The 23,110-nt window shown below is 63.9% G+C and carries 20 protein-coding genes and 1 pseudogene; 15 read left to right on the top strand and 6 right to left on the bottom strand.

Annotated features, from left to right (window positions below; genetic code table 11):
- Positions 1–31: 31 nt before the first annotated feature.
- Entirely contained in the window at positions 32–3,286 is a 3,255-nt protein-coding gene (locus ABWK72_RS26110) for a hypothetical protein (protein WP_367872510.1), read from the bottom strand.
- Between the two features lie 112 nt (positions 3,287–3,398).
- On the opposite strand from ABWK72_RS26110, the gene ABWK72_RS26105 reads away from it, so the two are divergent.
- Entirely contained in the window at positions 3,399–4,184 is a 786-nt protein-coding gene (locus ABWK72_RS26105) for a molybdenum cofactor guanylyltransferase (protein WP_367872509.1), read from the top strand.
- 27 nt (positions 4,185–4,211) lie between these two features.
- Here ABWK72_RS26105 and dnaN read toward each other — a convergent pair whose 3' ends face one another.
- Both dnaN and ABWK72_RS26095 read right to left on the bottom strand, forming a co-directional pair.
- A complete protein-coding gene (gene dnaN, locus ABWK72_RS26100) occupies positions 4,212–5,309 on the bottom strand; it encodes a DNA polymerase III subunit beta (protein WP_367872508.1) in 1,098 nt (365 codons plus the stop codon).
- A 385-nt stretch (positions 5,310–5,694) separates the two neighbouring features.
- Positions 5,695–9,801 carry a hypothetical protein gene (locus tag ABWK72_RS26095; RefSeq protein WP_367872507.1) on the bottom strand — a complete coding sequence of 1,369 codons (4,107 nt, stop codon included), beginning with the start codon at positions 9,799–9,801 and terminating at the stop codon, positions 5,695–5,697.
- 291 nt (positions 9,802–10,092) lie between these two features.
- On the opposite strand from ABWK72_RS26095, the gene ABWK72_RS26090 reads away from it, so the two are divergent.
- Both ABWK72_RS26090 and ABWK72_RS26085 read left to right on the top strand, forming a co-directional pair.
- A complete protein-coding gene (locus ABWK72_RS26090; protein ID WP_367872506.1) occupies positions 10,093–12,075 on the top strand; it encodes a 7TM diverse intracellular signaling domain-containing protein in 1,983 nt (660 codons plus the stop codon).
- 1 nt (position 12,076) lies between these two features.
- A complete protein-coding gene (locus ABWK72_RS26085; protein ID WP_367872505.1) occupies positions 12,077–12,706 on the top strand; it encodes a response regulator in 630 nt (209 codons plus the stop codon).
- A 70-nt stretch (positions 12,707–12,776) separates the two neighbouring features.
- Here ABWK72_RS26085 and ABWK72_RS26080 read toward each other — a convergent pair whose 3' ends face one another.
- On the bottom strand, positions 12,777–13,079 hold the full coding sequence (locus tag ABWK72_RS26080; RefSeq protein WP_367872504.1) for a hypothetical protein: 303 nt from the start codon (positions 13,077–13,079) through the stop codon (positions 12,777–12,779).
- 197 nt (positions 13,080–13,276) lie between these two features.
- Here ABWK72_RS26080 and ABWK72_RS26075 point away from each other — a divergent pair.
- From ABWK72_RS26075 to ABWK72_RS26020, 12 genes and pseudogenes are all read left to right on the top strand, one after another.
- Positions 13,277–13,498, top strand: a pseudogene (locus ABWK72_RS26075) (transposase); the annotation flags it as partial.
- Positions 13,456–14,475 (top strand): IS3 family transposase, encoded by a 1,020-nt coding sequence (locus ABWK72_RS26070; protein ID WP_367871730.1) that lies wholly within the window; start codon positions 13,456–13,458, stop codon positions 14,473–14,475. The pseudogene ABWK72_RS26075 and the gene ABWK72_RS26070, both read left to right, overlap by 43 nt.
- A 759-nt stretch (positions 14,476–15,234) precedes the next feature.
- Positions 15,235–15,429: a hypothetical protein gene (locus ABWK72_RS26065; RefSeq protein ID WP_367872503.1), complete on the top strand. Its 195-nt coding sequence runs from the start codon at positions 15,235–15,237 to the stop codon at positions 15,427–15,429.
- A gap of 101 nt (positions 15,430–15,530) precedes the next feature.
- Positions 15,531–16,055, top strand: coding sequence for a hypothetical protein (locus ABWK72_RS26060; protein WP_367872502.1), 525 nt, complete (start codon positions 15,531–15,533; stop codon positions 16,053–16,055).
- Positions 16,052–16,282 carry a PD-(D/E)XK nuclease family protein gene (locus ABWK72_RS26055; RefSeq protein WP_367872501.1) on the top strand — a complete coding sequence of 77 codons (231 nt, stop codon included), beginning with the start codon at positions 16,052–16,054 and terminating at the stop codon, positions 16,280–16,282. Before ABWK72_RS26060 ends, ABWK72_RS26055 begins: the two co-directional genes overlap by 4 nt.
- On the top strand, positions 16,279–16,875 hold the full coding sequence (locus ABWK72_RS26050; protein ID WP_367872500.1) for a PD-(D/E)XK nuclease family protein: 597 nt from the start codon (positions 16,279–16,281) through the stop codon (positions 16,873–16,875). Before ABWK72_RS26055 ends, ABWK72_RS26050 begins: the two co-directional genes overlap by 4 nt.
- Before the next feature lie 204 nt (positions 16,876–17,079).
- On the top strand, positions 17,080–17,217 hold the full coding sequence (locus ABWK72_RS26045; RefSeq protein WP_367872499.1) for a hypothetical protein: 138 nt from the start codon (positions 17,080–17,082) through the stop codon (positions 17,215–17,217).
- 96 nt (positions 17,218–17,313) lie between these two features.
- Positions 17,314–18,330: a DUF3150 domain-containing protein gene (locus ABWK72_RS26040; protein ID WP_367872498.1), complete on the top strand. Its 1,017-nt coding sequence runs from the start codon at positions 17,314–17,316 to the stop codon at positions 18,328–18,330.
- 263 nt (positions 18,331–18,593) lie between these two features.
- Positions 18,594–18,983, top strand: coding sequence for a DUF1257 domain-containing protein (locus ABWK72_RS26035; protein WP_367872497.1), 390 nt, complete (start codon positions 18,594–18,596; stop codon positions 18,981–18,983).
- The gene (locus ABWK72_RS26030; protein WP_367872496.1) at positions 18,980–19,180 is read left to right on the top strand and encodes a DUF2997 domain-containing protein; all 201 of its coding nucleotides are present in this window, start codon (positions 18,980–18,982) and stop codon (positions 19,178–19,180) included. Before ABWK72_RS26035 ends, ABWK72_RS26030 begins: the two co-directional genes overlap by 4 nt.
- Positions 19,177–19,806 carry a hypothetical protein gene (locus ABWK72_RS26025; protein WP_367872495.1) on the top strand — a complete coding sequence of 210 codons (630 nt, stop codon included), beginning with the start codon at positions 19,177–19,179 and terminating at the stop codon, positions 19,804–19,806. The genes ABWK72_RS26030 and ABWK72_RS26025 overlap by 4 nt, the downstream gene beginning before the upstream one ends.
- A gap of 89 nt (positions 19,807–19,895) precedes the next feature.
- Positions 19,896–21,419, top strand: a complete 1,524-nt coding sequence (locus ABWK72_RS26020; protein WP_367872494.1) for an AAA family ATPase — start codon at positions 19,896–19,898, stop codon at positions 21,417–21,419.
- A gap of 341 nt (positions 21,420–21,760) precedes the next feature.
- Here ABWK72_RS26020 and ABWK72_RS26015 read toward each other — a convergent pair whose 3' ends face one another.
- Together ABWK72_RS26015 and ABWK72_RS26010 are read right to left on the bottom strand one after the other, a co-directional pair.
- A complete protein-coding gene (locus ABWK72_RS26015) occupies positions 21,761–22,501 on the bottom strand; it encodes a nucleotidyl transferase AbiEii/AbiGii toxin family protein (RefSeq protein ID WP_367872493.1) in 741 nt (246 codons plus the stop codon).
- The gene (locus tag ABWK72_RS26010) at positions 22,498–22,941 is read right to left on the bottom strand and encodes a hypothetical protein (protein ID WP_367872492.1); all 444 of its coding nucleotides are present in this window, start codon (positions 22,939–22,941) and stop codon (positions 22,498–22,500) included. Before ABWK72_RS26010 ends, ABWK72_RS26015 begins: the two co-directional genes overlap by 4 nt.
- Between the last annotated feature and the right edge of the window lie 169 nt (positions 22,942–23,110).

Here is a 23,110-nt window from a genome sequence, read left to right as displayed (position 1 = left end):
TGAAACGAGCGTGGAGCCCCCCGCCCTGCCGTCAAGGCTTCACGACCTTCTCGAGCACCTCCGTGCCGTGATCGAACTCGCTCTTCCATGTCATCTTTACGATCCCGACTCCCGGCGCATACCAGGTCGAGTCGGTCACGCGTCCGATTTCTCCATGTGCCAGGTAATCGAATTCGCCATCGATCCTCACGCAATTTTCAAAGACTCCGGCCGGGACCTCCACCGTCTCCAGCCCGACCACCCGAGCCCTCACTTCCCCGCCATCCTTGCCCAAGCCCTCTTCCGATTTCGTGTCGGACCGGTGATCGCCGCCGAACTTCACGCCGGGGGCCAGCTTGCCCGGCAGCAAGGGCATCGGGAGCGTGTAGATCCGCTCCACATCATCGCGTTTCATCCTCAGCACCGCATAGCCCTTGTCCGAGAGCAACTGCTCCTGCAGGTAGCCGTAGTCTTCATCCTCGCCCTCCGCGTCCACCGTTCCCTGGACCGAGACCAGCGTCCCGTCCTCCCTCGTCACCGGAGCTAGATTCTTCAGCACTTTCTTATAGGGTCCTTCCGCATCCGTTTCATCCACCTGATAGGTCAGCTCCAGGCCCTCCGTGGTCGGCACCAGATCCTTTAATTGCGGGAATCCCGCAGGCACCTCGATCTCCGCTTCGGGAGGGGCAGGTGGCGGTGCGGGCACCGGCTCCATGCTGGCGTGGAGGCGCAGCCCGTCGTCCTCGAAGTTGATCCCGGCTTTGAAGCGCAGCGGACCGCTGGCAAACTTCACTTCTTCCCCGCGCGGCTCGGCCGGAAAGCCGAATACCACCGACTCCATCGTCCCCGCCGCTTCGTTCCAGCGGTAGCCTTTGCCGCCCGGGCAGCGGATGTCCTCCTTGAATGCCGCCGCATACTCCACCCCCGGATCCTTGGACGGATCGCGGCGGTGCCACTCGTTCAGGATCGGCAAGGCGGCCCAGCTCTCCAACTGCTGCTGGCGCAAGCGCGAGGCTCCCGACATCCCTAACAGCGCGGACGCGTCGCTATCCGCCTCGGCACGGACATGCTCGCCGGTGTTCACCGGCTTCTTCCCGGCGCGGTCGACCGCGCGCTGCAACACCTTCTCGTCCAGCGACAGGATCAGCGCATCCTTCAACGCCGCATAGTAGATCGCGGCGCTCATGGGCGTGGACTCCTCCTCCTGGCTCACCACGGCGACGTAGGTCGTCTCGCCATGCTTGCGCTGCTGCCACTCCACCAGGTTGGGTGCGGATTCCTCCACGATCCCGCGCAGAGCCGTCATGAATACCGCGAGCTGCACGCTGCTCCGGGAAGCGATCCTCACTCCCAACGGGATCCGCAGGTAGTTCATCCCCAGCAGCCTCTCGTTGTCGCTGATCTTGAGCGCTCTCCAGAAGAACCCGTCATCGAGAAACACCGAGACCGAATCACCCACCCAGCCGAGCGGATTCGCCTTGAGGCCCGGCAGCATTTCCAGCGATTGCTCGCCCAGCTTGCGGAAGAGTTCGCTCTCGTGATCGACCGCGAAGGAGAAGAAGGCCTTGGCCTCCGGATGGGCCGCCTGTGCCCCTTTCTCCGGCTTCTTGCTGCCGGTCACGTCGATCCACCTGCGATAGCCGCTATCGATCGTCAGCGGAATTACCGAGAGGTCGAGCTCGCGCTTCCCGCCCTTCATCCGCAGCCGCAGCGCGATCGGATCGAAGACCTTCCGCCAGCCGCTCTCGTAGCCGGCCCGCCAGCGTTCGTAGGCATTCGCCTCCGCCGGACTCACGGTCTTGACCTCCAGCTCCGAGGCCGGCGTGAGAAAGCCGAGCGTGTTGTAGATCTCGCTGCGGATCGTGCCGCCCGCATCGCTGGTTTTCCCGAGCAGATTCTCGAAGCTTTCCATGGCCGGCTTACCGTCGATCTTGCTCGCCACCAGCTCGCCGAGCGCCGCCGCGGCCCGGGTACGCCGGGAGGCCGAAATCCGGAGGGCTGGCCCGGACCAGCGCCGGATCGTCGCATCGGAGAGGAAGAGGTAAGCGCTCTCCTCCTCGCCCAGCGGATAGCGTTGTCGGAAGAACTTGAACTCCTCCAGTGCGCCGAGCGCCGGTGCCTCCTTCCTGGCCACCGCCGCGACCCGCTTCAATGACGCGGTGGAATTCGCGATCACCACCGCGCCCTCGAACTTCGCCAGGTGCGCGGAAAAGGACCGGTCAGCCGTCTGGTAGCTGCGGATCCCGCCGTCCTCTTTCACCTCCACGCCTCGCAGCTTCGCCTTCAAGCCGATCGTCGTCGCCAAGGCTTCGAGCACCAGGTCCGGCTTGTCGGTCGCGAAGACCAGCGCCATGTCCGTGCCGGTGGCAAAGAAGGGATCGCCGCCGGTGACCGCCACGCTGCCCATGTTCAGGGTGCTGGCGATGAACTCGAGGTTATCGATCCCCATCTGCGCTTGATAGCGCGAGACCAGGTCGCGGTAAGGACTACGGACATCGTAGGTCTGCAAGATCGGTGCGCCTTCCTTTTCAACCACGGCCTTCAATTCCAGCAAGGCTCCCAGCGATGGCGAGAAGAGCACGTATTGATCCTGCGGGATCAGCATCGCCAGCGGGTCCACCTTGACCTCGCCGGGCTTGATCTTGCCGGTCCAGTCGATCGCGCGGACGGTCACCCCCTTCAGCGTGGAAATGTCCACCGCCTCGCCCTTGATGCCGTCCGCCAGAATCAATTCCCGATCCAGAGCCAGATTCTCCGCCACCGCGCGACCGCCGCTCGCCATGCGAAAGGTGCTGTCCAATTCATCCTCCGGACGCGGGCGGTTTTCTCCGGCTACAACTCCCGCGCGATGCCGATACCAGGCCGCCCCCGGAACGGATGCCCTCGCGAGGCGCGCATCATGCTCCTTCCGGATCGCGGCGAACTCTTCCTCGCTCGCCGCGGGAAACTTCGCCGGATCGAATTTGAAAGCCAGCGGCACCAGCGTGGGTGCGTATTGGGTCGGGAGCCGGTCCACGAAGCCCTCCAAGGGTTTGTCGTCCTTCAGCCGTAGGGCAACCCGCAGAGATCCCTGCGGGACCTGCGGCTGACCTGGCTGCTCCAGCCCTACCACATACGCCTCAAGCACCGCAGCGCCCCGGATCCCCGGGAACACAACGTTGCCGCCCTCGTGCCATGGCGTCCGGCTGACCGTGGGTTCATCTTCGCTCTTCCCGACTCCCAGATCGCTGAGTTCGACGATCCGCAGTGTATCGGCCTCCATCACGGAGAGCGGGACAAGGCAGGCAAACAAGATACGGAATTTCATGGGCGTGATCGGGGGATGACATCTCATGCAGCGAAATCGCGGCAGGCAGGACAAGGAAGATCCGTTGGCAAGAGCGTTGCACAGGACATCGCCCACGCCAACACTGCCGCCGATGGTCGCCCTCATCCTCATCGGCGGACGTAGCACCCGCATGGGCCGCGACAAGACCTTGATCGCACGGCCCGACGGCCAGCGCCAAATCGATTGGCTCGTCAGCCTGGCCCGCGCGGCCGGCACCGAGCCGATGCTCTCGATGCGCGACGATTCTCCCCCGCCCTGCGACCTGCCGCTGATCCGGGACCGCCATCCCGGCGGCGGTCCGCTGGCGGCACTAGAGGCCTTCCACAACGCCCGCCCCGGCGAACCGACCCTGCTGCTCGGCGGGGACCTTTTCCTCATGGATGCGGAGACCCTCCGGCTCCTCCTGAAAGGCCGCGATCCATCGCGAAACGCCACTGGCTACGCCAACCGCCTCGACGGCCAGCCGGAGCCCCTCTGCACCATCTATGAAGGCCAGTCCATCGCCCAGGCTCCGCAATGGCTGGCCCGCGGCGAATACGGTGCGCGGCGCTTCCTAAAGTCGCTGGCCCCGCGGGTCTTGGACCTGGTCCATCCCGCCGCCCTCGACAACGTGAATACGCCCCTTGATCTGAAGGAAGCCCTCGCCAAGCTCTCCGGCGGTGTCAGCCCGAAAACCGTGGATGTCGAGCATCCCGGGTTCACCGGTCGATTCGACACGCTTGCCTGCACCATCGGCGGCTTGTTCGAGGAACTCTGCTTCCAGCAGCGCCTCGCGCCCTCACCGGCGCGCTTCCATCCTTTCATGAATGGCGGGTCCGTCCTCTGGGGACAGGCCATCGCGCCGGGAAGCCGAGTCGCTTATCGCCCCGTCACTTGATGGACGTCGAGAGGCAACTCCGCCTCTTCAGCCCGTCACGCGCATCGGCATGATCACGTAGAGGAAGCTGCCGTCGATGCGAATGACCCCGGGGCTCATCTCGTCGATCAGATCCAGATACACGGTCTCGCTTTCCAAGGCCCGCAGCGGAGCCATCAGGAACTCGGGGTTGAAGGCGATCTGCATCGCCTTGCCGGTGTATTGGACTTCCATCGTTTCGCGGGCCTCACCGACATCCGGCGAGTTCGCGGTGACTTCCACGCTGTTCTCGCCGAAGACCAGCTTCACCGAGTTCGACTTGTCCGAAGACAGCAGCGAAACGCGGCGCACGGTGTCGAAGACCGCTTCACGCGGCAGCTCGACCCGTTCGGTCGAGTCACCCGGGATCACCTGGCGGTAGTTCGGATAGTTGCCCTCGATCAGCTTGCTGATCAGCAGGTGGTCGCCGATGGAGAAGGAAATCTGACTGTCGCTCAGGCGGATCAGGACCTCGCCGGCATCGCCGAGCAGACGCATCAGCTCCTGCACCGCTTTGGTCGGCACGATCACGTCGGTCTCGTGGCTAGCGGGGAAATCGAGGTCGTTTTCGACCATCGCGAGGCGGCGGCCATCGGTGGCGACCAGCGTCAGCTTGCCTTCGCGGAAGGAGGTGTAGATGCCGTTCAGGACGTAGCGGGTCTCATCGGTCGAGATCGCATAGGAAGTCTTCTTCAGGCCATCGCGCAGCAGCGCCTGGGGCATGCGGAATTCCTTCGCGCCCTCGAAGTCAGGCAGGGGCGGGAAATCGTCCTGGCCGAGTCCGATGATCTTGAAGAAAGACGGGCCGCTCTGGATCGAGGCGATATTCTTCGCATCGACCGAGATCTCGACCTCGCTGGCAGGCAACTCGCGGACGATGTTCACCAAGCGCTTCGCCGGCAGAGTGGTCGCGCCTTCCTTCTCGATCTTGGCTTCCACCGAACCGGTGATGCCCACATCGAGGTCGGTCGTGGTGAAGGTCAGCCGCCCGTTTTTGGCCACCAGCAACACATTGGAGAGGATCGGCAGGGTCGTCCGGGTGCTCACCACGTGCTGGACCTTCTGCAGCCCTTCGAGCAGGGCTTCTTTGGAAATACTGAACTTCATGGGGAATGCGGGCAACGCCTTGGCTGGCGTGGATGCTCTCCGCAATCTCCGACCCTTGGCAAGCCATTCTATCGGTAATGCCAAGGATGATTGCATCATCGGAATTTTTTAAAAATCCCAAAGCGCTCCGAAGCCCCCCTCCCGCGGGGCAAATCCATGAACGCCAAGGCGCGGCGCGATCCCGATCTCCGGGAATGCCGGAGGCCGCCGCCGCCAGATCGTGCCACGAGGAGCGCGGTCGCCCTGAAAGGACCACGCTTCACGGGGTGGTGATGCGGTGGAAGCCGTCCTGTTCGGGCGGGTGTTCGCCGGTGGAGGCGATGTTGCCGCGCTCGCCAGGGACCCCGCTTGGCGATGGTTTCCGGGCTGATCTCCCTTATCCTCCCTAATCCGGGATCTCGACGCGGGTGCGGAAGTAGGCATTCCCGGCGGGGGCTTGCCACTCATAGTACCACGCTTCCTCCTCCGCTCCGGCGGTGCCGCCGATGGCATGCCCGGCGGCATCGAGCCAGCGGGCGGCGGCAGGATCCCAAGTGAGGAGAGACGACCAGCTTGCAAGATCCGCGGAATACTCGAAGCCCACCGCCATGCCTTCCGGAATGTCCGCATCGAGGGCGAAGCGGAAGCGCCGGGCGCTGCCTTCCCCCGCAGCCTGCGTGAGGGCCTCGATTGTCACGGGCATGCCCTTCGCCAAGCGATGCTGCAGAAGCAGGTCGATCTCATCCTTGCGACCGTCGCGGTTCAGGTCGCCATCGTCAGCCGGAACGGCTCCGGCGAGGAAGCGCGCGGCGGATGAGGAGACGGATGATGCAGGCAGTGCCGCGCGGTGCGGCGCGGTGTCGCCCCAGTAGAAATAATTCGCATCCGTCGCCAAGCCCTGCACAAGGGGGATCGAATAGCTGACTTCCGGGCGCGCATCGTCGAGGTCGAAGATGCGCAGCGGGTCGGTGACGCCGCCGGAGAAGATGAGATCCCCGGTCACGTGCAGCACGCCTCTCCCGGCATCGGTGCCGGGGACGCCGAGAACAGCCGTCTGCGACAGATTTTCACGCAAGTGGACCTGCACCCCTCTCTTCCCGTCCGCCGCAGGAGAGGAATACACCGCGAGCACGGTGGAGCTGACGGCCACCTTTTCGCCGAAGTGTCCGCTAGCGACCGGGCGGATCGAGCCGAGGATCGGCAGCGGCTTGCCCTTCTTCTTGCCGACCGGCAGCGAATAGGACCGCACGATTCCCGCGAAGGGGGCGGACACCGGGAGCTTCAGCGAGGCCAAGGGCGCGCCCGCGAACAAAGTATTCCCGTCCAGCGCCACCGACCAACCGAGCATCTCGCCCTTGGTGCTGGCCTTGTAGCGCAGCTTGAAGGTCTTCGCGTCGAAGACGGCCACTGTCCCGGGAATGAGCTTCCCGCGTTCGTTCTGCCCGGTGGGCGGCAGCACGCCGGGGGTGCCCGGTGCGCCGATGGCGATCCACGAACCGTTCGCGGCGATCGATGAGCCGAAGGCGACGGTCTTCTTGAGCTTGAGCTCCCTCACTAGCGCGCCGGTGCCGGTCTCGTAGACGAAGACGCGTCCGGGAATCGCGGGGTCGCTGCTCCCCGGTGCGCCGATGACGAGGCGGCTGCCGGTGATCGCGAGCGCCGCGCCGAAGCGCATGCTCTTGCCTCCCGCGGGTGGCAAGATGGTCCGCAGGAAGGCACCCGTGTTCTTGTCGTAAAGGTCGACCGCGCCGCTGGGATTCGCGAGGTATTGCGACTCGCCCGGGTAGCCGAGCGCGAGGACATTATTCCCCACCGCGGCCGGCACCGCATAGGTGGTGCGCACGGGGCCGCCGGTGAAGAAGGGCTGCTCCGGCACCGGATCCACGTGGGTGGTCACGGTGGTCCTACCGAAGCCCGCCGCGGCACCCGGAAGGCCGACTGACATGGCGCGCAGCAAGGGGATCTCCGAGGTGGCGACGGGCCGCTTGCAATCGAGCGGCAGGGTCGTGCCCGCGGCGGTGAGATCGATCTGCTGCGGCAGCGTCCCGAAGAGGGGCGACGACGGGTCTTCCAGGACCTCGTTATATTCGCCGATGAGGAGCGGGTGGCTGCCATCGAAATTCTCCTTGGCCACGACGCGGAGCTCGCCGCTGCGGTTGTCCTCGAAGGGATCCGCGAGCAGTTGGACATTCGGACGGACGGGGTTGGTGATGATGTTCACGCCCTGGCGGTTGTTTGCTACGAAGAATCCAGTAGGTGTCTCCTGCAGGATGCTGGGGGCGGCGAAGAGGGGCTTGCCGGAGAGATCCTCAAAGCTGAGGTCTTCCACGATCGCGCCGCTCTTGAGATCCAGAAAGCGGTAGCGGAGGGTCTCGCCCGAGGCTTGGGTCAGGCTCAGGCCGCGCATAAGGAGCAGATCGCCGTGGACACAGGCATCCCTGCTGATGCCGCCCGTGGAGAAAGTCGGCACGGTCCAGCGCCACGCGCCGGTGACGGTGTCCACCACGGAGACGCCGTTGTATCCCACGAAGACCGCGTGCCGGCCGCCCGCAGCGACGAGCTGCGATGAGGTGCCCATCTGCGGGTGGAAGCTCGGCCAGGAGAAGGAGCGGATGACCTCCAGGGTCGCGGGATTCAGGATCTTGAGGACATCCATGGCCCCGTCCTCCGGGGTGAAGGCGCTGTCCTGCACCACGACGGCCGGGCCGGTGACGCCCTCGATGCTGCGGGCGATGGTCACGGAAGGGGCATTGATGCCGAGCGTGTGGGTGGCGACCACCGAGCCATCGGAGTGCTTGAGGACCATCACGCGGTTCGGGTCACTCCGGGTGACCAGCATGTGCTGGGCATCGAGCGGGCCGACGACCTTGCCGCCGGAGGGAATGCGCGAGCCGATCACCTGGAGGCCGGGGATCTGCAAGGCAGTGCCGGTATCAAGGGAGTAGGTGAAGAGGATGCTATCCTTCACGCTGCGGGTGTCCGAGCTGTAGGAGAGGCCGTCGCCGGTGTGCTGGCCGACAATCGCGCCGGTGGCGGAATTCATCACGACGGTGCGGTTCGGGCCGCCGGTGTGGGGGTTATCGTTGCCGGAGCCGATCAGGTAGGGACCATCGGTGCCCCAGACGGTCTGAAGGCGGAAAGTACGATTGGTGTCGTACTGGCGCTGGACTTCGACGTTGAAGCCATTCGCGGCGATGATCACCGGCACGGCGGTCTCCTCCACGATGCAGCCGCTGGTGGTGCCGCTGGCGAGGATGAAGGACTCGTTCGCCTCGAGCACCGTGTCCTGCAGGATGGTGATTTCCTGCGCGGCGCTCTCGATCGCTCCGGCCGGGATGTTGACGGTCGTGGAGAAGGTGCCGAAGTCCTGGCCCTGCATGGCGGTCGCGCTTTGGGCGGTGACTTGCACCTGCACGGCGGCGGGTGCAGCTTGGGAGAGCTTCACCTTGAAGGAGGCGGGGGAGCCCTCGCGAGCGGATGCTGCCGGGACGATCTTGGCGATCGGGCCGCTCTCGCCGCGGCGCCAGGCCCAGAGCGACTTGTCATCCGCGGCGAAGGCGAGGAAGCCGCTGCCCGCAAGCATCGGCTGATAGGGCCAGCCGACATGGGAAGTCCACGCCGGCGGGGTGAGGCGGTTCGACGCCACCGGCGAGGCGGGATTACCAAGGTCGTAGTAGCGGAACTCGCTGCCGAAGAGATTCGAAGCGCGCTGGAAGACCCACAGCCCGCCCTCCACCATGGCCATGTCGATCAAGCCCCCACCCTGCTGCAGCGGGATGTTCGCCAAGGGGGCGAGACCGGGAAGCTGGCGGATGGTGATGTTATTGGGGCTGCTGAGGAAGGCGAGGAGATTCCCGTGCGCGGCCATCGCGCGGCCCGAGGGGCTGATCCCCGCCAGATAGGCCAGGGTATTCCGGTTGTAGACCTCGATCCGCGGATTGTAGGTGGTCTCGTTCTCGTAAGAGACCGCGATCCAGTTGCTGCCCGCCGCGATGGTCGCCCAAAAGTTGGAGCCGGAGGTCTGCATGGAGACCACCTTCGGGTTCTCCCCGTTCAAGCCCGAGGTGGCCAGTTTCCGACCGCCGAAGATGACGGCCCCCTGATCGTCCAGATAGGTCTTGGAAAGCGCGACACCCTCCGGAGCCGTGGTGGTCCCTGTGATCGCGCCGGTCGACCAATCACGGATCGAAATCACACCGCCGGGGTCTTCCCAGGAGCGGGTCCAGAAGACCGGGCTGGCGCCATCCCCGACGATGAAGTCCGTGGCCGGATCGAAGGCGGCGCGCGGTGCCGCGTCGACCACGCCGGTCGCGTGGTTGACCTTCATCCGGTAGTTGCTGGTGGTCTGGATCTCGTTGGCACGGCCGACCAAGGTGGGTACGCCGCTCTGCGACGACGGCTCGTTCGCCGGCTTGTACTGCAACCACAGGCCGCCGGAGGCAGGGATGCCGTCGCCGGCAGCGAGGCACAAGGACGAGAGAAGGGCGAGAGGTGTGAGGAGGCGGGACAGCATCGGCTCGGGCGGGTGGAGTGGCTTTCGTGAACTTGCTGGAAAAACAGCATTCAGGGCGTATGTCAATTCCGAACCGGCGAGGTAGCAGGATAGAAACGGATCCAACGTGATAACTGCGGCCCTCCAAGTAGCGGAGATCCCGCATCGCCGTAAATCGAAAATAAGCGGCGTAACATCGAGAAAACCGATGGGAGCACGGGATCTCGCCCAACCGGACAAACCCGGTAGATCTACGAGGTATTCACGAGAGGGCGCTTGCCCGCCGCAGTTCTCCCTGTTGGATTCGGCAGCGTGACGGAGAAGCCCGAGCCCTACCGTCGCCTGCTGCTGATCCCGATGGGAATCGCGCTCGTCGTCCTCGGCTGGCTGGCGGTCCGGCTGGCGGGCAGTGACCGGAAGATGGAGTCTCTCCCGGACACCGCGGGCTCGACGGTGGAATCCCTGGTGGTCGCCGCGGGCAGCGGAGGCGTGGACCAGGCGGAGGCCTCGACGGCATGGACGCTGTGGCCAGGGGGCCGGGCAATTCTCGCGCGGCCGGGCGAGGATCTGTGGCTGCGCATCCGCCTCAACAATCCCGGGTCGGTCGAGCTGCGTGGCGTGCTCGCAAATTCGGCCTGCTATCTGGACCATGCCCAATGCTTCATCCGCGATCCGGCGGCAGCGGGCGCTTGGCAGCGGCAGGAGTCCGGTGAATGGACGCCGCCAGGGCGCAAGGCGCTGTGGGGTCGCGATACCGCCTTCCCCGTCAAGGTGCCAGCGAATGGCGGGCAGACCGCCTATCTGCGGCTGAACGATTCGCTTTCCGTTTACATGCTGCCGGTGTGGTGGCCGGACGAGACGGCATTCCATGCGTGGCAAATGCAGCACGCCGTGGCGGAGGGTCTCTACATCGGTGCGGTGCTCGCGCTGCTCTTCTACAATGCGGTCCTGTGGGCGCGCCTGCGCTTCCGGGATACGGGCCCATACCTGCTCTACCTCGTATTCTTCGCGGCCTTCATGCTGATCTTGCGCGGAGATCTGGCACTCTTCGGCCAGGCGCTCGGATCCCCCGTGATGGAAGTGGTGGCGAGCATCGCACAGGCGCTCGCCGGGATATTCCTGATGGAATTTGCCCGGCGCTTCCTCGATCTGCCGCAGTGGTCGCCAAGGGCGGCCCGGACCTTGCGATGGTGCCAAGGGTTCTTGGCCCTGCTGGCGGGATGCGTTCTGCTCGCGCCCTGGCTGCCCCGGGTGCTCCCCGCGGTGTGGTTCGGCGGCGCTGCGGCTCACCTCGTATTGCTCTGGCTCTCGTGGATCGCGTGGCGGAAGGGCGAGAGATCGCCGCGCTATCTGGTGCTGATTTCCGGGCTGATCTGCTCGGGACTGCTGCCGGTCTTCGTGGCCTTGTTCGAAGCCCTTTCGCTCGATCAGTCCGGGGTAATGGTCATGACCGCCTCGGCCCTGGAGATGCTCTTGCTCTCGCTCGCCGTGGCCTATCGCTATGCCGGACTGCAGCGGGAGAAGATCGCCGCCCAGCAAGCCCTGCTCGCCGAAGGGGAACAGCGGCGCATCCTCCAGGAAGCGTATGCGGATGAACTGGGGCTGGAAGTCTTCGAGCGCACCCGCGAGCTACAAGGCTCGGTGGCGGACAAGGATCGCATGATCGCGATCCTGGCCCACGATCTGTGCAGCCCGCTCACCGGGCTCACCTATCGCGCGGAGCAGCTTGCCGCCTCTCCGCGGGATCCCGCCGTGCTCGAGACCTTCGCCCGCGATACCGCCGGGATGGGCCGCGAGCTGCTCTCGCTGGTCGGGAATCTGGTCTCGTGGTCGCATGCCCGTGGAGGTACGGCGAGTATCGTAACTCATCCGGCCCACGCGGTCGTGGAGCCGATGCTCGCCCTCCACCGGGAGGCCGCCGCGCGCAGGCAGGTTTCGGTCGAGGCGCATCTGGCGCGGAACTCCGAGGTCCTCACCGACCTGGTGCAGGCACAGACCCTGGTGAGGAACCTGCTGTCGAATGCGATCAAGTTCGCCAGCCGGGAGATCATCGTTACCGCAGTCGAGGTGCCGGAAGGCTTGCGCTTCGCGGTGAGGGACGACGGTCCGGGACTGCCGCCCGCGGTGGCGGCCGGGCTTGCAGCCGGCGAGTCCGATCATTTCGCGGCAGCCAGCGGTCTGGGCCTGCGCCTCTGCCGCGAAATCGCCCGCTCGCTGGAAGTCCGGCTGCAGGCCGTGGCGGTAGCTGGCGGCGGCACCGAGATTTCCTTCATTCTCAAGCAACCGAACCGATGACATGAAAGCCGTCCGCACCTTCATCGTGGAAGACCAGGGAATGTTCCGCGCCTTTCTGGAACAATGGCTCACCGCGCTCCCCGGCTTCAAGCTGGTCGGAGCCGCGCCTTCGTCGGAGGAAGGACTCGTCCTGCTCCCCGGCGCACAACCGGAGCTGCTGATCATCGACCTGCAATTGCCCGGCATGGACGGCTTGGAATTTCTTGCCGGCGCCCGGCGCATCCTTCCCGGCGTCCGCGCGCTGGTTCTTTCCTCGCTCGAGGATTCGCTCGCGCTCACCCGCGTGCGCGAGAGCGGGGCGCAGGGCTATCTGGAAAAAAGCGCCGGCCCGGCAGAACTGCGTGCCGCACTCCAAGCCGTGGCGGATGGCGGGCACAGCTACTCCCCCCGCTACCGTGAAACCCTGGGCCGTGAGCAGGCGAAGCCCCAAGGTGTGGGCAAGATCCTTTCGCGGCGCGAGCAGGAGGTGCTGGCTCACATCCTCGCCGGGCGCAGCAGCCGTCAGACCGCGGAACTCATCGGTATCAGCGCCCGCACCGTGGAATTCCACCGCGCCAATCTGATGGGCAAGCTCGGTGCCTCGAATGCCGCGGAGCTGATCACGAACGCGCGGCGGCAGGGACTGGCATAGCACCCCCGACAGCCGCTGCCAGTCAGCCAGACCGGAGTACTTGCCTGCACTCCCTGCCGACGTGGCAAATTCAGCCGATACAAAAAAAGCCCTGCAACCTTTTGAGTTGCAGGGCTTTGAAAGTGGTGGCGGGAGTAGGATTTGAACCTACGACCTTCAGGATCAATCCGTCGAATTTAGCGCGGCTGTCGATAAAGGCAGCCTGCTGCCGTTCATCGGCAAGCGCCCCCCCAGCACCGGCAACGCTGGCAATAAGTAGGACAAGCAGGCGGAAAAAGCTGGAGAGAGTCGAACACCTTTTGATCGGGGCGGGCCGTGCATGCCTTTCCGGGCGAGCGTTGTGAGGCAAAAGGAGGGCTGTGGCTGTGCTCATTCGGGTAGATAATGTGCCCGTTCGAGCACAATGACAATCCCGGAAGCAGCTAGGCTGCGCCTCGCATGGCTCGTTCCTACCCCCTCAACGTGGTCGGGCGACAAGTAGCCAAAATCCGCAGCGCCAGCGGCCTTTCCCAAGCCGAACTTGCTGCGGCCTGTGAGCTGGCCCCCGAAAACCGGTCCAGTGCCTAAGCTATGATTGTGGTGTGCAGGTGTGGCCTTAGAACCAAACCGAACACGCACGAGATGAAAGGTAAACGCAGACGACACGATCCCGAGTTCAAGGCCCGTGTGGCGCTTGAAGCGCTCAAGGGCGTGAAAACCATCCAGGAAATCGCCAAGGAATTCGACGTCCACCCGGTGCAGGTCTCGGAGTGGAAGAAGACGATGGCTCAAAACGCCGCGAGCGCCTTCGGGGGCGGCGCGGGCAAGACCGAAGCCGAGGACTTCGAGCGCGAGCGCGAACGGCTCCACGCCAAGATCGGGCAGCAGGCCGTCGAGTTGGACTGGCTGACAAAAAAGTCCAAGCAACTCGGTCTGTGAGGGATCGCGTCGGGTTGTTGGACAAGAGGCATCCCAAACTGAGCATGCGCAAGCAGTGCGAACTGCTGGGCGTGGCGCGCTCCACCGCTGGCTACCAACCGGTCGCGGAGGATCCGGAGGACCTGCGCATCAAGCGGCTGTTGGACGAGATCTATCTGGTCGATCCCTGCCTCGGCAGCAGGCGGCTGATGACGGTGCTGGAGCGCGATCATGGTGTGAAGGTCAACCGCAAGCGCCTGGACCGGCTGCGCCGCGAGATGGGCCATGAGGCGATCCGGTGCAAACCGCGGACCAGCATCCCGGACGACGGGCATCGCAAGTATCCGTATCTGCTGCGCAAGCTGGTGATCGACCGGCCCGACCAAGTCTGGTGTACCGACATCACGTATGTGCCGATGCCGCGCGGCCAAGCCTACCTGTGCGCTGTGATGGACTGGCACTCGCGCAAGGTGCTCGGCTGGGCGGTTTCCAACACTATGGGCACCGGCCTTTGCCTGGAGGCCCTGGAAATGGCCTTGGGAGCAACTGGCACGCGCCCCGGGATCTTCAACACCGACCAAGGTTGCCAGTTCACCTCCGCGGAATGGACGGGTCGGCTCACGGACCTCGGTGTGGAAATCAGCATGGATGGCCGCGGGCGGTGGATGGACAACGTGTTCATCGAGCGGTTGTGGCGGAGCGTGAAATACGAGGAGATCTACCTCAAGGAACACGCGACGGTCCTCGGCCTTGAGCAAGGGCTGCGCGAGTGGTTCGGGCGCTACAACGACTGGCGTCCGCACCAGCACCTCGGCAACCTCACGCCGTCGCGGGTTTACCGGCCGCCAGCCGAAGCCCCGAGAGCGGCATGACACCCCCGGCGCGCCGAAATCGGGAAGCCTCCGCTGCGGTCCTCGCCCTCCACTGCGCTACGCTCCGTTGCGTGCTCGTCCCTCCGCTACGGCTTCCCGATTTCGAGTCCCCCGTCACTCCAACCTTGATCCGCAAACCATGATCATCCCAAGCTCTCCCGCAGCCTGCCACCATAGCTTAGTTTAGCCAATTCGTGGCCGAAATTTGGGGGCCAGCTCACTGCCAGCTGATCGGATGGAACGTTAGCCGCGACACCGTGGCAAAGATCGAAGGTGGACTGCGCTGGGTAGGCGACATGGAGCTGATCCATCTCGCCCGCGCCTTGAAAACGGGGGTATCCAATCTCTTCCCCGACGAGCCGATGTACCGGAGTTGTTTCCGCAAAAGTAGCTGATCCTTCCTTGCCTGAGGGACCGAGCCCCACGGAATTGAGGAATGGGAGTCATTGCTGCCGGAAACGGAACAGCGGGATGAAGGCTTGCGCACCGCCACGTGGCCGTTTGGGAAAAACGATTGAAGGGCAGCAATTCCGGAGGAGAGCCTCGATTCGGCGTGACACTATCCGGGCTGTCAAAAAAACATTCCCTCCCCTTCTCCCGGGGCGACTCAAGACTCATACCGTGCACTGCAATCACTGCATTCAACTGCGGGGGGCCGCAATGGCATTGAACGCGAACTGCGAGAAACCGCGCCGCACCGCCAACGCAATTCCCGGTTCCGGGGCGTCATAAGGAATTGAACCACCCAACATTAATTCCATGGCTCGAACACTCTATTCTCCCAAGCTCTCTGACGATGTCGTCCGACTGCTCTATCGCGAAGGACAACGTTGGCGGATGCCCATGACCCACTTGGCAGACCTCATCCTTCGGGAGGCCTTAGGCGGCAACGCCAACCTCACCTTGCTGCCGGATGTCAACCCGACGGCAGTCGCAGAGAAGTCTGTCGCCTGACCACCACCCCGTCGCCCGAAAGCCCCGGCACTCCCCACGCGGGGTGCCGGGGCTTACTGCGTACGGATTCCACGAAATCACCAACAATCCAACCAGCCAAAATGGCCATTAAGCTAATCGCAAATTACTCAAAACGCCTCGGACTGCCTGGCTACTCCAGCCACCAGTTCAGCGTCGAAATTGAGGTGGAGATCGTGACCACCGCCGAAGTCCCAGCGGAAGCCGCGCGAATCTACGAGTTGCTTCAGACTAACGTCGACGAGCAGATTCAAAACACTGGTTTCGTCCCGCCCGGCGACTACGGCATGGAGGGGAGCCTTCCAGCCTCTTCTACCAGCAGTCCCGCCACCGGCTGCAGTCCCAGGCCAGTGAACACCGCTTGGAAGTGCAGCACCAAGCAACGTGAACTCATCGAGAACCTCGTCGCCGAGCACCACCTTGAAAAAGCGGACGTAGAGAACCTTGCCGTCGAGCGCTTCGGTAAAGGCGTGCGCCTGCTCAACAAGGTGGAAGCGTCCGGGCTGATCGACGAACTCATCGATACCCACGGTGGGCAGCAGCGCCCTCCGGAAAACAGCCGACGTTCCGCCTACGCCGGGGTCAACGGGAACGGAGGCCGCCGATGATCGCTCTCGTCGATCCACAGAAGTCCGGCAGCTCAAGGCTACCTGACTACAGCAGCCCGTCGGCAGCGAAGTCCTACCTTGCCTGTTCCTTGCGCTTCTATTTCGAGCGTGTGCTACAGATCAAGAAGGCGACCACCCCGGCGCTTCACCTCGGAAAGTCCGTCCATGCAGCGCTCCGGCATTCCACCTGGCTCGCTGGCGGGGAACGGATGACTCACCCGAAGTGATCGCCGGGGCCTTCGAGGATGCGTTCATCAAACTTGAACGCGAGGAAGGACCGGTGAAGTGGAAGGATGGCGAACGCGAGAAGTCACGGCTTGCCGGACTTCGAGTGGTTGCTGCCTACCTCGATAGCCCGGAAGCGCCGAAGGCGAAGCCGCGTGCGGTGGAGGTTCCACTAACCGAGGACATCGCCGGTCTGTGCGTGCCCCTCACCGGGACCATTGATCTGGTGACGGACTGCTTTGCTCCTATCGACTTCAAGTCAGCAGCGGCCAAGCCCGATCCACGGCACGCGGTGTTCGATCATGAAATCCAGTTGGTCGCCTACCAGCTCCTGCTGGAACGGGCCGTCGGTGAAAAGCCGCCATCCCTCGACCTCGTGTTTCTTGTGAAGACCAAGGTACCACAAGTCATCCGCGTATCCTCGCGGCCCGCCGATGCCAAGCGGAAGGACCGGGTGGTCCGAATGCTGGACACCGCCGTGATCGGCATGTCGGAAGGCCGCTTCCATCCGCAGCCCGGTATGATGTGTATGAGCTGTCAGTACCGGAACGAATGTTCCAGATGGCCCGGGGTGATGGAGAGGAGGGCCGCATGAGGTCGCCGCTTTATCTTGCCTGTGTCGCGATCGCGCTGGGGGCTTCCGCCTGCTCGGAGGGAGCCAAACCCGTTCAAGCTCCGCAGCCGATCGTCACAGATACGCGTCCCTTGGGAGACGGCTTGAAGGTGATCGGCTTCGCATTCCTCGGGGTATCAGTCGTCATCACGCTCGGCCGCTTGCTCCGTTAGACATTACCCCACGATGAATCCCCATCCATACATCGCGGTGTTCGCGGGCATCTCGATCGCGGCGCTCAGTCTCCAAATCGTCCAGGACTTCTGGGTCCCTATGATTCTTGGAGCACTGGTCACCGTCCTGATTGCCCGTTGGACCCGCTGATCCACATCACATCCATTGAATGAAGCACCCGCCCGGTCGTCCCGACCCGGCGGGTGCTTCGTTTTCATCTCCAACCAAAACAACCAGTCACATCCCATGTCCCAGCAATACAACCTGCCTCTCCTCGAAGCCGTGTGCAGACGCGGCGTTCTCTGTGCTACCAGCGTCCGTTACTGGCGCGGATGCAAGAAACTGAGTGCCGAAGATCTCGGACTTGATCCCGCTCACGTCTCAGAGCGCCTGATCCAACTTGGTCACAAACGGCTGATCCCACGCGAGGCCTTGTCGGCCTTCTCTTTGATCGAGTCCCGGGCTCATGCCTTGGTCGAAAGCGGCAGCTTCCCGTTCCTGGGCGGCATCGCACGCTTCGTCCCGAATCCCCGGCTGGCCGCGCTCACAGAAGGACTCGACAAGCTCAGGGATGAGTTCCGCCAAGCCACCCTCGATTTCGTGGCGGGTTACGGTCCGCTGCGTGACCGGGCCATGGAGGAGTGGCGAGAAGCTGCCCGCCACCTCAACGGCAGCACGGAATCGTTGCTGATCACTATCGAGCAATCCTTCCCGCCCGCAGGTGACATCGCGAAACGGTTCGGTTTCGACACACGAATGTTCCAGGTGGCGTCACCCGAAAACCTTCGGCTGGAGGTCTCGGAGTCCATCGAGCAGATGGAAATTGCCGACCAGCGCCGCCGGGTGGCGGAAGATGCCTCACGCCGGCTCCAAAGCGATCTGGACGGTTTCATCCGGGAGAGTGTGACGACTCTCCGGGAAGAAACCGCCCGGCTCGCGGCGGACGTGCTCGCGACCATCGATGGCAGTGAAGGAGGTGTCCATCAGCGGACGCTCAACCGTCTCACAACGTTCATCGAGAGCTTCCGATCGCTGAACTTCGCGGGCGATCAGCAACTGGAGACCACCCTTGAACGCTTCCGCGAGCAACTGCTCACACGAAGCGCCGAGGACTATCGCAACGACAGCACCGCCTTGCGAAGTCTGACCGAAGGGCTGAACCGCCTGCGCGACAACGCCGTGGCCATGGTCCGAACCGAAGGCCGCGACGTGCTCACACGCTTCGGCCAGCTCGGCGGGCGCAAGCTCGCGGTGGCCAGCTGATCTGTATCGGGCCCGGCGGCAATCCCGCCGCCGGGCGCTTCATTTCCAGGAAGCCATTCAACCGACTCCTTCTGTCAGATTTTCCTACATGCCAAACGCCATCACCCGACCTGCCTGAACTATCCTGACGAGCCTGAATTATTAAAACACCAAAGCCAGATCTACTAGCCACGTAGCCAACGAACATTCCCGAATCTGCACGAGGGGCGTCTCCAACAAGGAGCCGCCCCTCGTGCATTCATCCCCCAACCACCATCAGTTCCATGAGTCATTTCACCACGATCAAAACCGAAGTCCGGGATCTCGAAACCCTTCGCGACGCCTGCGTCGAGATGGACCTCGTGCTCGAATCCGGAATCATGTGCCGCGGCTTCGGCGGCATCAACCGCACCGCGCACAGGATCGTCCGCCTCAAAGGCCCCTACGACATTGCCGTGGATCCTGCCGAGGCTGGCGATGGCACCTACGCCTTGACCACCGATTGGTGGGGCGGGCATGTCGAGATTGAAGTCGGAATCGGCTATGGCCGGCTGCTCCAATCTTACGGCGTTCAAAAGACGATGCGTGAGGCCCGAAGCCGGGGCCTGCGCTTCAGCCGCCAGATTGAGCCGGACGGTTGCGTCCTGCTCACCTTGGAAGGAGGTGCGCTGTGAGCCGCCGCATCCTCGTCCGGGTGTCGCCCTCCGGCGACATCCAGGTGGAGGCGGAGGGTTTCCAAGGCAAGGGCTGCGAGGCGGCCACCCAGGCGATCGAGCGGGCCCTTGGCAAGCGCACGGAGCGCACCCTCAAGCCGGAGCACCGGCAGGGCAATGTCTCCATTCAACAACAGCAAACCCTCGGCGGATCATGATCTCAAGACTCCGCTTCGATCCCCGGGGGCGCATCCAGTGCCTCTACACCGAGGCGGTCGATCTCAGGAAGATCGGACGGCTCCATGTCGTCCGGGCCACCGTGATCGACTTCAAGCCGGGGGAGCAATGCAGGGAGGTCCGCTGCGCGGCCTCCGGGCAACTCCTTCAATCCGACTCTTCCCGCGAGGCCTGCCTCGATTGGGAACAAATCAACCTGCAACCCGGCACACCCGTGCCGCCGAAGACCCGATCCAAATCCATCATGAAACCAGCCATTATTGCTGCCCTCGTCCTCGCCGCCTGCATCGTGCCGTCCTGCGGTCCCAGCGAAAAGGAACTGCGGGCGGAGCTGCGCAAGGTCAACACTGAGATCCTCCAGCTCCAAACCGTCGCCCAGCAATGCCGGGCGCAGATGGGCCAGGCGGAATTCGATGCCTTCATCAGCTCGTTCGCCGCCGGCTACGGCGCGGTGACCGGAGACGGCGGCTTGACCATCGACGGAGCGGCTACTGCTTACGAGGCGGCCAATCAGGCCAGCGCCGCAAGCTACTCGCTCGATCAGATCAGGCAGCGTTTCGAGGTTCTTTCAAAGCGCCGGGGCGAGATCCTCAAGGACCTCCACTGATCCTGCACCCGCCACACAACCGAACCATCGGACCCCGGCCCTCGATATGAGGGCCGGGGTCTTCCTTTTCCAACCCATCACTCCATCCCATGAATCTCATCACCTACCTCCGCGCCGGCTACCCCGGCCTCGTCCTCGTTACCCCGGAAGAAGCCCGTGCCGAAGCCGAACTGGCCGCTGCCTGCCGGGAACTCCAACGCAACCTCCACGCCTGGTCAGCCACCGATGGCCTCGTGGATGTGACCCGCTGCTCCAGCATCGACTGCTTCGACCCGCTGGACGCGCTCGCCCGTGTGGAAGCTCTGTTTCGCCAGAGCGAAACCCGCCACATCGTGATGTTTCGCGACCTACAGATGTACCTCGATCAAAGCGATCCTGTGCTCGTCCGCCGGCTGAAGGACCTCCTTCGCCTTGCCAAGGGCAACGGCCACGCGCTGGTGCTGACCGGCTGCCGCTCCAAGCTACCGCCCGAACTCGAGCACGAGGTGTCGGTCATCGACCTCAACCTGCCCGACTCAACCAAGCTCGGAAGCGTTCTCGATGGCATTCTGACCTCGGCCGACCAGCCACTGCTTCAAGATGGCATCCGCGAAAGCGTCCTCCATGCCGCCCTCGGGCTTACCACCATCGAGGCTGAAAACGCGTTCGCGCTCTCCCTCGTCGAGTGCGGACGCATCGACCCGATCCTGGTCGCCCGGGAAAAGGCACGGACCCTGAAACGTGGTGGCCTCGTCGAAGTCGTCGAAGCCAAGCCGAACCTCGACGACATCGGAGGCCTCGATGCGCTCAAGCGCTGGCTGTCGCAGCGCCGGCCTGCCTTCGGTGCCGCAGCCCGCGACTACGGTCTCCCCGTCCCCAAGGGCTTGCTGATCGTCGGCATTCCCGGCACCGGCAAGAGCCTCACCGCCAAGGCTACCGCCAGCATCTTGCAACTCCCCCTGCTGCGGCTCGACATGGGCCGGGTCTTCGGCGGCATCGTCGGGCAGAGCGAGGCGAACCTCCGGTCCGTAATTCGCACCGCCGAAGCCATCGCCCCCTGTATTCTTTGGATCGACGAGATCGAGAAGGGGTTTGGAGGCAGCACCGGCGGCGGCAGCTCTGACGGTGGCACCTCGTCCCGGGTGTTCGGCAGCTTCCTGTCCTGGATGCAGGAGAAGGAGAAGCCGGTCTTCGTGGTGGCAACGGCAAACGACGTGAGCCAGCTCCCGCCGGAGTTCTTGAGAAAAGGTCGTTTCGATGAGATGTTCTTTGTCGATTTACCCGATGCGGGGGAGCGAGGGGCGATTTGGAAAATCGTCATCTCCCGGCACCGCCGTGACTCGGGGGCCTGCGACCTTGCGGCGCTGTCCAAGGCGACCGAGGGGTTCACCGGGGCGGAGATCGAAGGAGCGTACCGCGAAGCCCTGCATGAGGCATTTGCCGAAGGCCGCGAACCGACTGCGGCGGACCTTAGGGCCGCCATCGCCGCCACCACCCCGGTATCGAAGCTAATGAAGGAGCGGATCGAGGTATTGCAGACCTGGGCCAAGGGACGCGCCCGGGAGGCCGGCGCGGTGTCGCAAGCTGGGCCATCCTCTTCGCGTCCGTCCCCCCGGGTGCAATCGCTCAACTGACAGCCACCGCAGTGACCGCGTCCAGCCGGGAGCTGTGGAAGAAAGCGCCCGTATCGGATTCTGACGTGGGAGGATTGCTACTTCAAACGCCGGGCGCTTGGAATATGGCTCGGCACCGAGGATCCGGGTGCGTTCACGGCCGACCCCGAGAAATAGATGCTGGAGGAAGGTCCCCCAACGCCCACAGGTGCGGCGTTGGGGGGAGAGAGGGAATTCCCGACACGTGGTCCACCTAGATGCATGAATTTTGATGCGCTTTACGGTAGTGTTAAGGACGACCCTGGTCTCCCTCCGGTACCGGCGTTCAGAACGGCATCACCGAGCTCCCGCCCAGTAGCCGTTCACCTTTTCGAATTGCATCGCAATATCGCCATCAATGCCGCACTCCGCGGCCAGCTCTCCAAACACAGGCAGCCAGAAATCGGGTGGAGGCTCCAAAATCTCCGGACTGCATGGGTTTTCCTACGGCGGAACGTGTCGTCCAGATCGCGGATCAGCCGCTCGCGCTCGAGTCCGCCAGCATCAATCAGCAGCATGAGATCCACCAGATCCTTCACCCGGGTGTTCGGCCGTTCGCCACGCGGTAGCGTGTAGGCGTGAATCTTTTGGGCGAAGTGCTCTTCCCGCAAAATCGACGGAAACATTCCAGCCGACATCCCGGCAAAGCCGAGCCACTCCCGCGGCTCAATCCACTCGAAGGGCTCCCGTTGGCGAGACCCGCCGTAGGGCGCGCCGTCGAGATCCATCGTCGGCTCGCCAATAGTGAACACGAAGAACTCTCCCGCATCCGATCCTGCCGCTGCCTGCAAGACTTCCAGCAGGTCTGCGGCAGCGAATCCATCGGCGGTCAGTCCGAGATCGAGATCCCAGGTGGTACGCGCCATGGCCAACTTCAATTCCAACGCGTAGCCGCCCTTCAGCCGCCACGGCCGATTGCCTTCGGCGAACAAGCGAACCAGCAAGCGGTAGAAAGAGACCTGCCTCCTCATGCGCAGGAGATCGATCCCCTCCGCCTTGGCGGCCGCTGCGAGCCGGTCCTCCAAAGCGCGGCGAAACGCGAATGCCGTCGAATAGGTCTTCATGCTGCCTTCTCCAGCATCTTCCTCAACCATCCAGGCAGATCCATTATCGACCTCGCCTCCTTGTGTTCCTGCCGGGTGATCAGGCCTCGTCGAAGTCCCTGCTCCAGCGCCTGCCGGAGGAGATCTCGATCCGGACCTTCCTCTGCACAATCGAGGATCGCCCGTATCGGCTTGGTGAGCGCGTAGCCGCGTTCCCGTATGACCTCCGGCGGCGACACTTCCCGCTTGTGCAATACCAGCACTGCCGGCGTCTCACTGTTGCGGCGGAATCCGGGCGGCACCGTCATGTGAAGCTTGGCCGGGTTCACGTAGGACAGGTCCCGCACGGCCAGCGCCGTGTCGTGGGAATACACCCCCTGCGGCTCCCCGCGACGGTCGCGCGACCAAAGCGACCAAAGCGACCAAAGCGACCACAGCACCAGTTGCCCGGCTTCCGACACGGGGTAACGCTTCAGCCGGTAGATGCCGCGGTTGCTCCCCGATCCAGTTCCCCGCCTTCACGTGAGGCTGTGCGTGCTGCGGGCGAAGCCGGCCTCCTGTGCCTGGCATCGTGAAGTACCCGTCCTGCCCTCCGCGATGGCGAAAAGGAGGTCCTTGTAAGGAAGCGGT

Origin of the sequence: Luteolibacter sp. Populi (assembly GCF_040801775.1) — a bacterium.
In the GTDB taxonomy this organism is placed as follows: domain Bacteria; phylum Verrucomicrobiota; class Verrucomicrobiia; order Verrucomicrobiales; family Akkermansiaceae; genus Haloferula.
The sequence above is the reverse complement of the archived record's forward strand: the minus strand, read 5'-3'. Positions and strand labels throughout refer to the sequence as shown.